Source organism: Vibrio sp. V12_P9A6T4, from assembly GCF_963874835.1.
GTDB classification, from domain to species: domain Bacteria; phylum Pseudomonadota; class Gammaproteobacteria; order Enterobacterales; family Vibrionaceae; genus Vibrio; species Vibrio anguillarum.
This window is the reverse complement of sequence record NZ_CAWNJO010000104.1, coordinates 69,473-83,952: the sequence shown is the minus strand read 5'-3', so window position 1 is coordinate 83,952 and position 14,480 is coordinate 69,473. Positions and strand designations below refer to the sequence as shown.

General features: G+C 42.3%; 14 protein-coding genes. 6 read left to right on the top strand and 8 right to left on the bottom strand.

Features of this window, described 5'->3' with window-relative positions:
- Window positions 1–132: 132 nt before the first annotated feature.
- Both AACQ42_RS15940 and AACQ42_RS15935 read right to left on the bottom strand, forming a co-directional pair.
- Window positions 133–384 carry a YgjV family protein gene (locus tag AACQ42_RS15940; protein WP_013867916.1) on the bottom strand — a complete coding sequence of 84 codons (252 nt, stop codon included), beginning with the start codon at window positions 382–384 and terminating at the stop codon, window positions 133–135.
- A gap of 307 nt (window positions 385–691) precedes the next feature.
- Window positions 692–1,009, bottom strand: a complete 318-nt coding sequence (locus tag AACQ42_RS15935; protein WP_010319897.1) for a DUF496 family protein — start codon at window positions 1,007–1,009, stop codon at window positions 692–694.
- Window positions 1,010–1,199: 190 nt separating this feature from the next.
- On the opposite strand from AACQ42_RS15935, the gene AACQ42_RS15930 reads away from it, so the two are divergent.
- From AACQ42_RS15930 to luxQ, 6 genes are all read left to right on the top strand, one after another.
- Window positions 1,200–1,403 carry a hypothetical protein gene (locus AACQ42_RS15930; RefSeq protein WP_026027876.1) on the top strand — a complete coding sequence of 68 codons (204 nt, stop codon included), beginning with the start codon at window positions 1,200–1,202 and terminating at the stop codon, window positions 1,401–1,403.
- Between the two features lie 57 nt (window positions 1,404–1,460).
- Window positions 1,461–2,108 carry a YceH family protein gene (locus AACQ42_RS15925; protein ID WP_094164914.1) on the top strand — a complete coding sequence of 216 codons (648 nt, stop codon included), beginning with the start codon at window positions 1,461–1,463 and terminating at the stop codon, window positions 2,106–2,108.
- A complete protein-coding gene (locus tag AACQ42_RS15920; protein ID WP_094164912.1) occupies window positions 2,109–2,432 on the top strand; it encodes a GIY-YIG nuclease family protein in 324 nt (107 codons plus the stop codon).
- 95 nt (window positions 2,433–2,527) lie between these two features.
- Entirely contained in the window at window positions 2,528–3,679 is a 1,152-nt protein-coding gene (locus AACQ42_RS15915; RefSeq protein WP_094164910.1) for a conjugal transfer protein TraF, read from the top strand.
- Between the two features lie 224 nt (window positions 3,680–3,903).
- Entirely contained in the window at window positions 3,904–5,004 is a 1,101-nt protein-coding gene (locus AACQ42_RS15910; protein WP_094164908.1) for an autoinducer 2-binding periplasmic protein LuxP, read from the top strand.
- Between the two features lie 15 nt (window positions 5,005–5,019).
- Entirely contained in the window at window positions 5,020–7,566 is a 2,547-nt protein-coding gene (gene luxQ, locus AACQ42_RS15905; RefSeq protein ID WP_094164906.1) for a quorum-sensing autoinducer 2 sensor kinase/phosphatase LuxQ, read from the top strand.
- A 17-nt stretch (window positions 7,567–7,583) separates the two neighbouring features.
- Here the strand turns inward: luxQ and AACQ42_RS15900 are convergent, their stop codons facing one another.
- From AACQ42_RS15900 to yccS, 6 genes are all read right to left on the bottom strand, one after another.
- Complete coding sequence (locus tag AACQ42_RS15900; protein WP_176429637.1) at window positions 7,584–8,249, bottom strand: PilZ domain-containing protein; 666 nt, start codon at window positions 8,247–8,249, stop codon at window positions 7,584–7,586.
- Window positions 8,250–8,392: 143 nt separating this feature from the next.
- A complete protein-coding gene (gene glpD, locus AACQ42_RS15895) occupies window positions 8,393–9,937 on the bottom strand; it encodes a glycerol-3-phosphate dehydrogenase (RefSeq protein ID WP_094164904.1) in 1,545 nt (514 codons plus the stop codon).
- 185 nt (window positions 9,938–10,122) lie between these two features.
- Window positions 10,123–11,382 (bottom strand): hydroxymethylglutaryl-CoA reductase, encoded by a 1,260-nt coding sequence (locus AACQ42_RS15890; RefSeq protein WP_081245083.1) that lies wholly within the window; start codon window positions 11,380–11,382, stop codon window positions 10,123–10,125.
- A gap of 87 nt (window positions 11,383–11,469) precedes the next feature.
- Window positions 11,470–11,769, bottom strand: a complete 300-nt coding sequence (locus tag AACQ42_RS15885) for a hypothetical protein (protein WP_013867906.1) — start codon at window positions 11,767–11,769, stop codon at window positions 11,470–11,472.
- Between the two features lie 67 nt (window positions 11,770–11,836).
- Entirely contained in the window at window positions 11,837–12,061 is a 225-nt protein-coding gene (locus AACQ42_RS15880) for a hypothetical protein (RefSeq protein WP_013867905.1), read from the bottom strand.
- Window positions 12,062–12,199: 138 nt separating this feature from the next.
- Window positions 12,200–14,353: a YccS family putative transporter gene (yccS, locus tag AACQ42_RS15875; RefSeq protein ID WP_094164902.1), complete on the bottom strand. Its 2,154-nt coding sequence runs from the start codon at window positions 14,351–14,353 to the stop codon at window positions 12,200–12,202.
- Window positions 14,354–14,480 lie beyond the last annotated feature (127 nt).

Sequence of the window (14,480 nt, the reverse complement as noted above, 5' to 3'; positions counted from 1 at the left end):
TCTATGTATCCCCCTACTAGAGGCTTTTTGCTTGGCTATTTATGCTTTTGCTTTCTGATTTATCGATAAAAAATGCTCTGTCATCGTGGCAGAGCATTTTTTTACACGTCAATTTTTATTATTTTGGGTTTATCATGCAGCGCTTTTGGCGTCAGCCGTTTTTTTTTCTCGTTGCATCTTTGCTAAAAAGTAGATGTTTACGCAGGCGATAAAACCGTTGGTGAGCACTACAGGCCATGAATCAATCATTAGTCCGTAAGCGGTAAACAGTGCACAACCAACAAAATTAAGAATACGCAGTTTAACGATATCTTTCATTGTCAGCGAGATTGCCACCATGATCGAAGCTGCATAGCCCAAAATTTCAACCACATTCATTTCCATAATTTGACCCTCTTAATATATGCCGAACGATGTCGGTACCAATCTTCTCGCCGTGAGATAAGTGAGGAAGCTCCGTGCCTCGAATGGTCATAATTGATTTACTGTGTATAAATATAACAATAGCTAATATGTGATAAAAGACTCAAAACTAGGTTCGGTGAAGGTTAGCGATTACGCAAACGTTTAATGTCTATCACATAAAATTTATCGCACTTTTTGTTGATAGAAATATTGATTTGTTTTGTGAATGTTTTGGCCATAAAAAAACCCGTCTTAAGACGGGTTTCGAAGATGGTCGGCATCAATTTTACTTTTTGCCTTGAGTCATTTGTTTATCTTTATCGGTCAGCTCGCGGATACGACGGCTAATATCACGGCGCTCTTTTGAAATTTCTGCGCTTTTGATGATGTGATCATCGACGCGATCTTCGTAATCGGCTTTCATGTTATTGATGATCGCCATGACTTCTTCGTGGGTCATATCCGGTTTCATGTAATCGAGTAAGTTTTCAAGCAATTCAACTCTTTTACGGTTATCACGAACTTTTTTCTCGTTATCTAGCAGTTCACGTTTCAGTTTATTTTTACGGCGAGCTTGGTTAACAATTTCAAATACGATACTCATAGGTTCCTTTTCCCAACTTGAATGTCAATGCCATTGATTAAATCATATCGAGCTGATTCATAACAGCCTTTAGATCAATCCTGACTCACTCTTGATTAAGAAATAATCACTCTAGTCATGAGTGATTGTATTGGTACGGATAGGCGCTATATCATGTACCTTTCAAATCGCTATCTTATGGTATTTAGAGATGCAACTTTCAGAAATTTTAGTACCTAAAAGAAAAGATGTACCTGCAAACGCTGAACTGCATCACAGTGTTAAATTGCGTGAAGCTTATATTAGCGAACGTGAGAAGCTGGAGATGACCGAGTTAGAGTTAAGCCGTGCAAAGATTGTGATGATTGATAGCAATGGGAAAATCATCCGAATTTCACTGTTGTTAGAACACTAATGCAACATCGATTGTGGCCTCGATTAGGAAACTCCGCTTAGAAAAAAGGAAATTATAATGAACATTGAGCTCTCTCCCCTAGAAGCACGAATTATTGGCTGCTTAATTGAAAAAGAAGTGACCACGCCTGATTACTACCCATTAACGCTCAATAGCTTGACCACCGCATGTAACCAAAAAAGTAACCGTGAGCCAGTGCTGTCATTAACCGAAGCTGAGGTTCAAGATGCCGCTGAGGGCTTGATCGCTCGTCGCCTGATGAGTGATGAAAGTGGTTTTAATAGCCGAGTGAGCAAATATCAGCACCGTTTCTGCAACACCGAATTTGGCGATTTAAAGCTGTTAAATCAAGAGCTTGGTTTGGTGTGCTGCATGCTGCTGCGTGGGCCACAAACGCCGGGAGAGTTGCGCACTCGCACTAACCGATTATGCAGTTTTACCGATGTAAAAGAAGTCGAAACTATTTTAGACGGTTTAGCCAACCGTGAATCAGGCCCGCTGGTGGTGAAGCTGCCGCGTGAACCGGGCAAGCGAGAGTCGCGTTATCAACATCTCTTTTCTGGAGAGGTTGACGTTGAAGATTTAGAGCAAACCTTTGCTCCGGAAGGTGGGGCGACTGCTCGTATTGATCAGCTTGAACAGGAGGTTCACGCACTAAAAAATGAAGTCGCCGAGTTACGCGCTTTGGTGGAAAGCTTACTGTAAGTGAATAAGGTTCCCCACAAAGATAGCCCGGACTGGTGGGTTTATTTGGTTCGAACCCGCCATCAAGCACTGTATTGCGGTATTACAACGGATGTTGAACGACGCTTTGTACAACACCAAACAGGTAAAGGTGCAAAAGCGTTACGAGGTAAAGGACCGTTATTATTGGTTTGGTCTCAACGTGTAGAAGGCGGTAAAAGCCTCGCTTTAAAAACTGAGCTAGCGATTAAAAAACTGACCAAATTGCAAAAAGAACAGTTGGTGGCAGCGCAAGAGAATTTTCATTTCTCTGTTAGTGGCATGGATGATTTTGGTGACGATTAGGTTTGGTCAGCGGCATTATTCGCCAATTTCATGTGCAATGTAAAAAATTGTATTAACCTTGTTTAAGGAATAATAACAACAAGGTTGGTTGCAATATGAACAGTTACAACAAATGGTCAGTGGTCTCGTTGCTCTTGTTGGCTTGTGCTTCTGCACAAGCGGCGAACACGATAGCTGACGCTCGTGGTAATGGAATGGGGAATACTGGCGTAACAACGGCCGATTATCTGCTAGCCCCATTCTATAATCCTGCTTTGGTGGCCGTGTATCGGAATAATGACACGTTTGGCGTGCTTTTCCCTGCGATAGGTGGTGCGGCTAGAGACCCAGACAAAAGCCTAAAATCCATTGATGACCTGCAAGATAGCATCAAAGCGTTTGAAAATTCCGGTACACCCAATCAAAGTGATATTGATAAACTTAATCAGTATTTAGACCAGCTTGCCGATGACAAACCTCTTGCTGCATCGGCGGGCATTGGTATGGCGATAGCAATTCCTCTCGATCTAGTTTCACTTAATATTTTTGCGCGTGGGCACGCGGAGGTGATTGCGCGTTCTGATATTGCGGCAAATACAGGCAGTAGCGGCACCGACGTTGAGAATCGTTATAAAAATTCAACCGTTGATCTGATTGCATTTGGTTACTCAGAATTTGGCCTAGCACTGGCCAAAATATACAACATTCGTGGCCAACAATTTTCATTTGGCATTACGCCTAAAATTCAACAATTAAGAACCTATAAGCAAAATGTTTCGGTAAAAGAATTCGATCTTGCTGATTATGACAAAAGCGAAACGAACGATAATGCCTTCAATCTTGATTTAGGGGCTGTATGGTTAATTAACGATTTTCGAGTGGGTGTTGCGGTAAAGGATCTTTTTGCTCAAGAATTAAAAACCATTGATGGTTTAAGCTCATATGATTTGGATACGCAAGTCACAATCTCGGGTGGATATGTCACTGAGTTTTTCACTGCTGCAATCGATTTAGATGCAACAAAGCAGAGTCGTTTCCAAGACCAAAAAGATGATACACAATACCTACGCTTTGGCTTAGAAGGTAATGCTTGGGGATGGGCACAGCTTCGTGCGGGTTATGAAATCGATTTAGAAGACACTTTGGACAACGCCGTGACGTTTGGCATTGGCATCAGCCCCGGAGATCTTGTCAGTTTCGATCTTGCAGGAAACTATGCTGGAGATAATCAATTTGGCATTTCTGGAAATTTAGCTTTCACCTTTTAAGTATAGGAAAGCATTCTGATACTTTTGTTTAGTAAATGAGCGGTTATGAGTGCAAGTCAGCTTTTTTAGTGGTTTGCACTATCATTTATGAGGAACATACTTAATAATCAAGATGATATACGGGCTACTTGTTTGATCCTTCATTGGGTAGTCCGAGAATATGATGAGTGCGAAATCAGCCATTGTGTGTCATTAAATCCAGAAGTTAGTGTAATGAGAATGCCATGAGAAAAATCCTGCTCCTTTCATTTGTGTTCAGTGTCAGTTTGGCAGCCTCCACTCAGGCTGCAGCGCAAGTTTTAAATGGCTATTGGCGATATCAAGAGTTTTTAGACCTTAATCCTGCGCAACAGGCTCTTACCGACCAGATGATACAGGCAGTGCGTCAACCTCCTGCTTTACTCTCAATAGAGCAAGATAAACCTATTCATATTTCTGTTGTTTATCCCGGTCAACAAGTTTCCGATTATTGGGCGCGCAATATCAAAGCCTTTGAGATGCGTTTAGATGAACTTGGGATTAGATACCAAATTAACCAAGTATTCACTCGTCCGAATGTCGATATTCGCCAACAAAGTTTATCGTTGATGGAAGCGATCAGAAACAAATCTGATTACTTGGTGTTTACGCTTGATACCATCCGCCACCGTAAATTTATCGAGCAGCTGTTAAGTTCAAATCAAACCAAAATTATTCTGCAAAATATCACTACGCCAGTAAAAAGTTGGGGAGATCGCCAGCCTTTTATGTACGTAGGGTTTGATCATGAAATTGGCACAATGAAACTGGTGGATTACTACAAAAAGTCGGCGCCAAAGAATAGTGCTTATTCCGTACTCTATTATTCTGAAGGCTATGTTAGCGATGCTCGCGGTGATAGTTTTATCCAAGAAATGAGTCGAGACAGTAAATATCACTTGGCCTCTTCGTTTTATACAAAAGCGACACGAGATAGTGCATTTGATGCAACTTTGCGTATTCTTAAACAAACACCAGATATTAATTTTATTTACGCATGCTCTACTGATGTTGCTCTCGGTGCCATGGATGCGTTGCAGCAGCAAAATAGAGAAGATATTACGTTAAACGGCTGGGGCGGTGGTGAGGCTGAATTGGACGCGCTGCAAAATAGCACACTTGATGTGACTATTATGCGTGTCAATGATGATGCAGGTGTTGCTATGGCGGAAGCCATTAAGTGGGATCTTGAAGGAAAGCCGGTACCTACGGTTTACTCTGGTGGTTTCGAGTTGGTAACCAAAGAGGCTTCTTTAGCGGATATTGAAAAGCTCAAAAAAAGAGCATTTCGTTACTCTGACCATTGATATATCGAGTCATTAATGAGTTTAAGGTCAAGCACCGTCAAGAAAAAACAAAAGATAGCCACCGTGATCACCAAATCAATGATTGCGGTGATTGGCGCGTTGACGCTCAGCGTTTTATTTCAAAGTTATCAGATCAGTAGCAAAATCATTGCTCAAGAAGTGCAACGTACGGCTTCTCAAACTTCTAGTCTCATCCAGAACCTCTTTAACTTCCGTCTTTCATTACTGCAGATAAACCAAGATAGCAGCGCAAAAAATGCAGGTTTAGTTAAAGCAATTCGTAAGGGCGATAATGACAGCATTGATCAGTTCTTTTTTGGAGTTGACCAGCTAGAAGTAGCCAACACGCCTGACATTCGTTTCATTTCTGATTCTGACAGCCTGATGTGGGAAGATGGCAATGCTCAGTTTTATGGTATTGAACAAAACGAGCTGGTAAACATGTCTCGTAAAGTCGCGTTAAGTAATAACTGGCATATGATCAAATCTCCCTCTCAATTGGGCTATGCCTACCTAATGGTCAGACGTACTCCCGTTATTGACTCGCAGTCCGGAGAGGTGATTGGTTTTTTGCATCTTGCTACCGTACTTAACAACAATTACGTGCTGGCAGAAACATTACGTGAAGGGAGTAACTCAGAAAATCTCGTGATGACGACGAGTGAAAAGGTCTTAGCCTCAACAATTAATGGTGATGAGACCTACACGGAACGTGATGTTTTAGAAGATAATTTTGACGCCTATAGTTTTGCCGATTACATGGTAAGCCGTACCGCGTTAACCATAGAAGGCGTACCAATTTATATTAACGTCCTCAGTGTGCAGAGCAATGAGAACGTATTGCAATTACGTGAAAATTATTTTTTTTGGATGATTTTTGCCCTTTTTGCGATGGTGATAGTCTCTATTTTGACACGTTGGTGGTTACAGCAGCGAGTGAAAAATGAAATCAATAGCTTGATGAATTACACTCACAAAGCGGCTGAAGCTGGGAGTTATGAGCTTTTTTCTGGTTCTAAAATCTATGAATTTGATCACTTCGGCAGAACGCTAGAACACACATTTCAACGTTTATCTGAGCAAGAAAAACAATTTGAAGATCTGTTCAATTTTTCACTTTCGCCCATCATAGTATGGAGTATCGACGGTGATATCATCAAAATGAATCCATCAGCAAAAAAATATTTCATGCGTCGTAATGATCAACAGCAATGCATTTTTGATGCATTAAAGCAAGAGCTGCAGCCAAAGATACGCCTTGCGGTTGAACAAGAAACGTTCCGAGAGATAAACGTTGAAGTCGGCAATAAGGTTTTTCGCTGGAATTTATCCCCCATTATTTTTGAGCAGAGAATTGAGTCAATCATCACTCAAGGACAAGATATTACGACAATCGCTGAGGCGGCCAAACAGAGCCGACTCGCAAGGCAAGAAGCGGAAGAGTCGGCGCGTATTCGTGCTGAATTTCTTGCAAAAATGAGTCATGAGCTGAGAACACCATTGAATGGAATTTTAGGCGTTTCTCAATTACTTAAGCGTGAAATCAGTGACCATGAGCAACTTGAACAAGTGAATGTGTTATGCAGTAGTGGTGAACATTTATTGGCGGTGCTGAATGATATCCTTGATTTTTCAAAGATAGAGCAGGGACAGTTTAGAATTCAAGAGTCTGACTTTAAGCTGGTTGAGGTCATCTCTGCCGTGGAAAGTATCTATCGGCCATTATGTGCTGAAAAAGAGATTGAATTCAGCCTAAAGAGCAATATTCCGCCTGATATGATGATCCATAGCGATCAAGTTCGCCTGAACCAAATTCTGTTTAATTTATTAAATAATGCGACTAAGTTTACCCACCATGGGTTGATTAGCATTGAGTTCCAGCAAAAGAATAACCACCAATTGTTTATTTCGATTAGTGACACAGGTATCGGCATCAGAGAGCAAGATCTCGCGCTTATTTTTGAGCCTTTTACTCAAGTAGAATCAAACACCACACGAGAATACGGCGGTAGTGGTTTGGGGCTTGCGATTGTCAAAAGCTTAATTGAGATGCTTGGTGGTGCCGTAAACGTGAAAAGCCAATTTGGAGTAGGTACTACATTTTCTGTTGAACTCCCGCTGGTTGTCGTCAGTGACTGCGGGAAGGATATATCATCTTATGAGCGCGCGCCGCCACATGAAATGTTTGAAAAACCAATCAAAGTGTTGCTAGTCGAAGATAATCATACCAACGCTTTTATTGCTCAAGCATTTTGCAAAAAATACGGTATGGAAGTGACAAGAGTAGAGGATGGTCTACAAGCGATTGATTATTTGAAAGATCATCCAGTGGATCTTATCTTAATGGATAACCAACTGCCTTACTTAGGTGGGGTTGAAACAACCCACTTGATCAAACATGAGTTGATGATGGATGTACCTATTTATGCGTGCACGGCTGATGGTATGCAATCTACCAACGAAGCATTTATGGCCGCAGGTGCAGAGTATGTGATAGTTAAACCTATCAAAGAGAAAGCATTGCATGAGGCTTTTTGTCACTTCCAAAAACGGCAGAAATAAAGCACCGCGCAACGTTCTTATACGCTACCAGCCATAAAAGCGCGTTCTAATATTTCTTTTTTCAATGCTGCTGTCATTGCAATTGATTCAAGAAATTTAACGCCTACTAACATTCCTTTACCTTGTTGACGCACACTGACGATTTGGCAAGCGAGATCTTGTGGTAGAAGTGGGGAGAGTGTGGACTTTATCTCAATAAACATATCTTTTTCTAAATGGTGCAAGCCAGGAATAAATAGCGCGCAGCCAGAAATAGAAAAGTCGATTAATTTCCCTTTAAATTGATGCTCTCCTTCATGAATAACGGCTGGCAAAGAGAGTTTGTAGCGCTCGTGCTCACGGATTGGTTTGGTTACAAAGTGCTTAGGAAACTTGATAAACAGTAATCCGAACGGTTTAGAGATACTACGAATAATCGAGGTTTTGAACGCGAGTATATGACCTAATTCAGTGTCACAAATCCCACGCAAAATGATTTGGATATTAACTATTTTTCGCATCACCAAGTCTTCACGAGCTTTTACGGGCATATCGATCAGTACATATCTTTCACGTTTGCATCCGACAATTGTCGTTGAAAAGCTGTAAGAATCCTCAGGTCCGAATTCAATAGTGACGAGGATTTTCATGCATGGCTTAAGGAGTTTGATGAGATCGTCGCTGTTAGTATTCGGAATTGGCATTGAGTGGCATCGTCGTTACGGAAATATAGCTTTACTATACCCCGTGATTTTTACGTCACCTACTAAGAAAAAGTAAAAAACTCTCAGAAGATCATGTTTCTAAGAGCTTTTCTCAAGTTTAATTCTAGTGGCTACATCTTGTGTTAAGCACTGATGCGTTGACATTCGCAAGTTGATGATTGGTCGATATAATCATTTAACTGATCAATTTGTTCAGTGTTAAATGTTAAGCCGAGTTTACTTCTGCGCCATAGGATATCTTCACATGAAGAAGCAAATTCATAATGTAAGAGATAATCGACTTCGCATTGATAGAGCCCAAACGCAAAATGTTTACCCAGATCAGCACTACTTTGCACATTATCGAGCATCACCGAAGCTCGGCTACCATAATTAGTGATCCAGCGGTTAATGGTCGCTTTATCAAGATCTGGGAAGCGCTGCTCAAGCTGCTGTTTGAGCTGTGCTGGATAAAAGGCTTCTCCACCAGGCAGTGGTTTGTTTGCGGTCCAACTGTCAGACATTCGATTAAAAAATGGTTTTAATTGACCCATAGCAGATTCAGCTAACTTGCGATAAGTGGTTAACTTTCCACCAAAAATAGAAAGTAGTGGCGCATTATCAGCTTGTTGATCCAATGATAGTGTATAGTCCCGAGTAATGGCTTGTGGTGAGTCAGACTCGTCATCACATAGCGGGCGTACACCGCTGAAGTCAGCCACAATATCATCCAGTGTGACCTGATGGATAAAGTGTTTATTCACCACATTCAATAAGTACTGTTTTTCTTCGACGCTAATTTTCACTTGACGAGGATCACCTCGGTATTCGACATCGGTGGTGCCTATCATTGAATAGTGATCAAGATAGGGGATCACAAAGACGATCCGTTTATCTTCGTTTTGTAAAATATACGCCTGCTCTTCATCGTGAATTTTCGGCACGATAATATGTGATCCTTTGATAAGCCGGATACCGTAGGGAGAAGTAATTTCAATCTGCTCATCAATGAACTGTTTAACCCAAGGACCTGTTGCGTTGACAAGCGCGTGACTGCGGCGAGTAAAACGAGTTTGTGTTTTTTCATCAAACAAAGTCACATGCCATAACTCGTCAACACGACGAGCTGATTCAACGCGGCAATAGTTTTTTACTTCGGAACCGAGTTCACGTGCTTGCATCGCATTCAGTATCACTAAACGAGCATCATCGACCCAGCAGTCTGAGTATTCGAAACCAATTTTCATCTCATTTTTAGTCACCACACCCGCGTTAAGGGCTATTTTTTTGCTGGCAGGTAGTGAGGTTCGTTTGCCTAAATGGTCATAAAGAAAAAGTCCGGCACGAATCATCCAAGCAGGTCTTAGAAAAGGGCGGTGTGGTAGACGAAATCGCATTGGTTTTGCAATGTGAGGCGCTTTGCGCAACAGTACTTCGCGTTCAGCCAATGACTCACCGACTAAACGAAATTCATAATGTTCTAGGTATCTCAACCCACCATGAATTAATTTTGAGCTCGTAGAAGAGGTAGCGCTAGCAAAGTCTTTTGCTTCATATAGGCCAACTTTCAGCCCGCGGCCAGCAGCATCTACGGCGATGCCTGCCCCATTGATACCGCCACCGACAACAATAATGTCGAGCACATTGTTTTCGGCTTCAATCGAGTTGCAAACAGAATGGTTGTTCATTGAGCGCACCTATTTCGTTTTTGTTCTGTAATGTTCGTATGAAACCATTTTTTAGTCGAAATAGTTAGTTTTTTGTTTTTTTATTTTGATCTCGATCATTATTTTCTAATGCATATGCTCACTTAACCAATAAAAAAGGCGCTACGTATTCACGTAGCGCCTTTTTTATTGGGAGAGGCAATACCTTAACGAGCAAGTTTGCGATGGGCGCGTGAAAAATGGCCAGCGCAGAACGCACCGACAATAGAAAGTTCACCAGCCAGACAGAGTGATGCTGCCACTTCGGCTAACGCTTGCGAATGACCAGTACCGTGTAGACCGAGAATATCCAAACATGCTTTTTGACTCGGTAACCCTGTACCGCCACCAACGGTCCCTAACATTAAATTGGGTAAGGTTACACTGGCGTACAAACCACCATTTTTGTCCACTTCCATGCGTGTCATACCAATGGCCGATTCAGCAACGCAAGCGGCGTCTTGCCCACAGGCAATATACAAAGCAGCGAGTGCATTAGCGTAATGCGCGTTAATGCCTATCGCGCCGCTTAATGCCCCACCAACAGTCGTCATTTGGCCAAATTGCATCATAGACTGTGGCGTCGTATGCAGATGTTTATGGATGAGTTCGGCAGATAAATGCACCTCGGCAGTCACTTTTTTTCCTCTCACACTACGCAGTGTTTGGCTAGTGGCTTTTTTATCACCCGATAGGTTGCCATCAAGGAATGCGTATTCAGGCTGCACAGGAGTATTCGCCAGAATGGTTTGGAACACGGCATTGGTGGCAATAGTGACCATGTTTTGCCCTGATGCATCGCCGGTTAAAAACTCAAACACGAGGTAGACATGGTTCCCTTCAATATTGACATTAATGTCTGACAGTTTTCCGTGTGCTGTCGTGTTTTCTGCAACTTGTTTAAAGTGGTCATATTGAGTCACTATCCACGCCACAAACTGCCCAGCTTCGATTAAGTTATAAAATGCAAAGCCTGGCGTGCGAGTAACGCCTTCATTTAACAACATGGCGCTTGCACCTCCTGCCGCAGTAAGCAGTTTTGCACCACGATGATAAGAGGCAACCAAAGCGGCTTCGGTTGTAGCTAGCGGGACGAGATAATCACCTTTGGCAAACAGTCCGTTGACTCGTAATGGCCCTGCGATCCCAACTGGAACTTTGACTGTGCCAATAAAATGCTCAATATTTTTGTGGTAGCTGAGCATATCTTGCTCTGTTGAGTCATCTAAAAGCGCACTTTTGTTCGTTCGCGTGTTAAGTACTTGCCAACGGCGTTCTACATTTTTTGCGGTTAAATACGGACTTGGTGTTAATTTGAGCGTTGGAGAAGTGAGTTTGGGTTGGAGTATTTGCTCTAGCTGCTGGGCTGATATATCACCACCCAAAATAGAAACATAATCTCTTCGATGCAGGTTTAGCTTAGGCATAGCGAATCATGGTAAAGAATTTGCGGGCATTGTACTAACCATGCACATAAACACAATATTTGCTTGTGTTGCAAGTTGTGTGAAGAGTTAGGCTTGGATATCCAATATTGAACCCAGCATGTCTTGATCTCGTTGGATAATATTGGTGCCAATGCGGTTGTATTGTGTAGCTTGGTTCAATTTTAGTAGGCTATCAATTTCTTCAGGTTTTTCTTCAGCTTTAGCAACAACTTTATCAAACTCAACTTTATTAAAAGCAAGCGCTTTGTCCGCTTTATCAACAGGAGAGATGTCTTTTTCCATATTGAGCTCACGAGCCGCATCCTCAGCCATTTTATTTGACTGATTGATCAGTTGATAGCCAGAATGAACACCAGATATAGACATAAGCTTACCCTCGTCGATGTCTAAAGTTTAGGCTCCGTTTACTTTTTGCACAAGAAGAAATTCGTGACTAGGAAAAGAGGCTCGAAAGCACATTCAGCTCATCATCAGTGAGTAAATTATTCGATTCATTTTCCAAAGAGTGCTTTATCTCGCCTTGTAATAAACGCAGTTGTTGAGGTGTTAAATGCTGTAATTGTGATTTTAAAGACTCAAATTGATTATGCGTCATCGACTCATGCCTCAGTAAAAAATGCGCTGCCTTCTCACCGCGGTAAGTTTGATGTCCTTTCATGGCCTTACACCTGTAAGAAAATACTTAATCTGAGATTATTCTCGACGTGGCGATTTTTTGTCCGAAAAATGTCAAGTTATAACAAGAGAAAGGTGAGAGCCGCCCGAAATTGAGCCGCTCTCATTATTACGACAATTGCTAGTTTACACGGACGGCAAACTTACTGGCGAGAGAGTGAAGCTCAGGTAGCATGCGATAAATAAGGTGCAGCTGTTGTAAGACCATTCTTACCGAGCTTTCATCTTCTTCACGCCATTCGGCTAAGCGTTTCTCTAAGCCTGCATCGTCAATGTCGCTGGTATCGCATTCATCACAATGTTCATAAAGTTGTTTGTGCAACACCTCTAGGTGTTGGTGGATCACTCGGTGAGTTTCAAGTACCAGTTGGTGCGTTGCTTCATCTTCGATGCGTGTCCGATGGGCTCCAAGAGCAGAGATATAGCTGAGCAGTGCATGGTTCAGTGTCAGAAAACGGAAACTTTCATCGATTGCCGCGCGATATTTACCCGGTTCTGCCAGCATATTACTGATCGCTGCGGTTAAATTTGCGTCTTGGTTGTGGGCATTGCGCCGTGAGATGCGATAGCTCAAGTTGTCTTTTTTGCCGATACGGTACTGACCAATAATCTGTCCCAAATAGGCTTTGTTGGCATCGATCGCATCCGCCATGACTTTATGTAATCGTTTTGATTGCCAGTCAGGGAGGATCAGCACTACCGCTGCGACGGCCAATGCGCAGCCAATCAGAGTATCGGCAAGCCGAGGCAGTACCACGGCGTAACCTTCACCCAATTGATTAAAGCAAAACAGCACTAAAAGAGTAATAAAGCCAGTCGCATAGCCGTAGTTGTTTAGTCTAAAGGCGAAAAACATCACACCTGATAGTACGATAAAGACCAATTGGCTTTCTGGCGATGGGAACAAGGTTAAGAGCAGCACGCCTAAAAACAGCCCCGATAACGTGCCAATGATTCGGGCCGTCAGTTTTTGCCGAGTGGCTGAGTAGTTTGGCTGACAAACAAACAGTGTCGTGAGTAAAATCCAATAGCCTCGTTCAATACCAAAACCTTGGATGATTCCGTAACCGATAGTGAGTGCGATAGACATACGCAGCGCATGACGAAATAGCATGGAATCTTTATGCAGATTTGCCTTCACTCGTAACCACATGGCTTTAAGAGTGTGGGCTTCTGTATCATACAACATGCCCTCTTCGAGCTTGTTAGCATCAGGGTTGTTAACGTTATTGAGCTGCTTTTCTACTGTTGCTAAGTTATTGAAAAGATAACCTAATTGCGCTAGTGACACCAGCCAGTCAGGGCGTTGTTGTTCTTGTAGGTAGTTTAATGAGCTTTGCAATTCATCCAAAGCCATAATTGACTCTGAATGGTGCTGATAGCTTCGCCCTAACTGAATCGATTGGGCTATTTCACGGCAGGCTTTAGCCTGTGTTTCTAATAAATGTTTAAAGCGAAACAGCACATCTGAGCGGCCAAAGTGTTCAGCAAGCTCTTGATAGCGATAATGGCTTGAATTGACACGTTCATGGATATCTTGTGCCATAAAATAGATGTTGAGAAATCGGTCACTGGCACCATCAATATGGCCTCTTTTTGAACGACTCAACAAAGTAGCTTTACATTGATTGAGTGCGGTAACCGTTGCCGCGTTTAAATTGGCTTCAGCAATTCGATATGGCTGAGGGACTAAGTTCGATACGGGATGGAAGAGATGGCTTTTGGACTCAAGATAATTGGCCAATTGCAAAAAAACATTCGCTAAGCTTTGCTGTACTGGTTGCATTGGCCAAAACATATGCCAAATCATCGACATGAAGTAATACCAAGCGGCACCCGTCAGGAGCAAAACGGGTTGAAACCACAAATTCACGCTTTGGTGTGCACCCAACATGGTGTAGATGGCGATAAGTAAGGAGCCAAAGGCGATGCTGGCATAACGTGGGCCAATTGCGCCAAGAATGATAAAACCAAACGAGGAGATGAATAACCCAATCGCAAACAGTGGCGGGGTATGGAAAAGCAGTTCGATAGAAAATGCAGCTATAGCAAAGCAGATAAATGTCAGAGTGAGGGATTTTAACCGTCCACTGAAACTGTCATCACTTTCAGCCAGTGCTGCGGCAATCACGCCAAGGATCAGTGGCGTAATCCAAGTATTGAGGTTGTAGTGCCACGCAGGAATGACCACGCCTAATAGAGTGATCAAAATGAGAATGCTGTAATTGACAGTTTTATTCGCCCAATAAAGGCGAATTTTGCTAGAGAGCGGCACGATACTTCAACATCCAAAAAGAAAACCATAGTGTAGCAGAAGCGTTGATTAACACTCTGATCAAGATAAAGAAAAACGTCTACTTGATTACAAAATCAACAACAGTAATCTTGACATTAATTTTTCA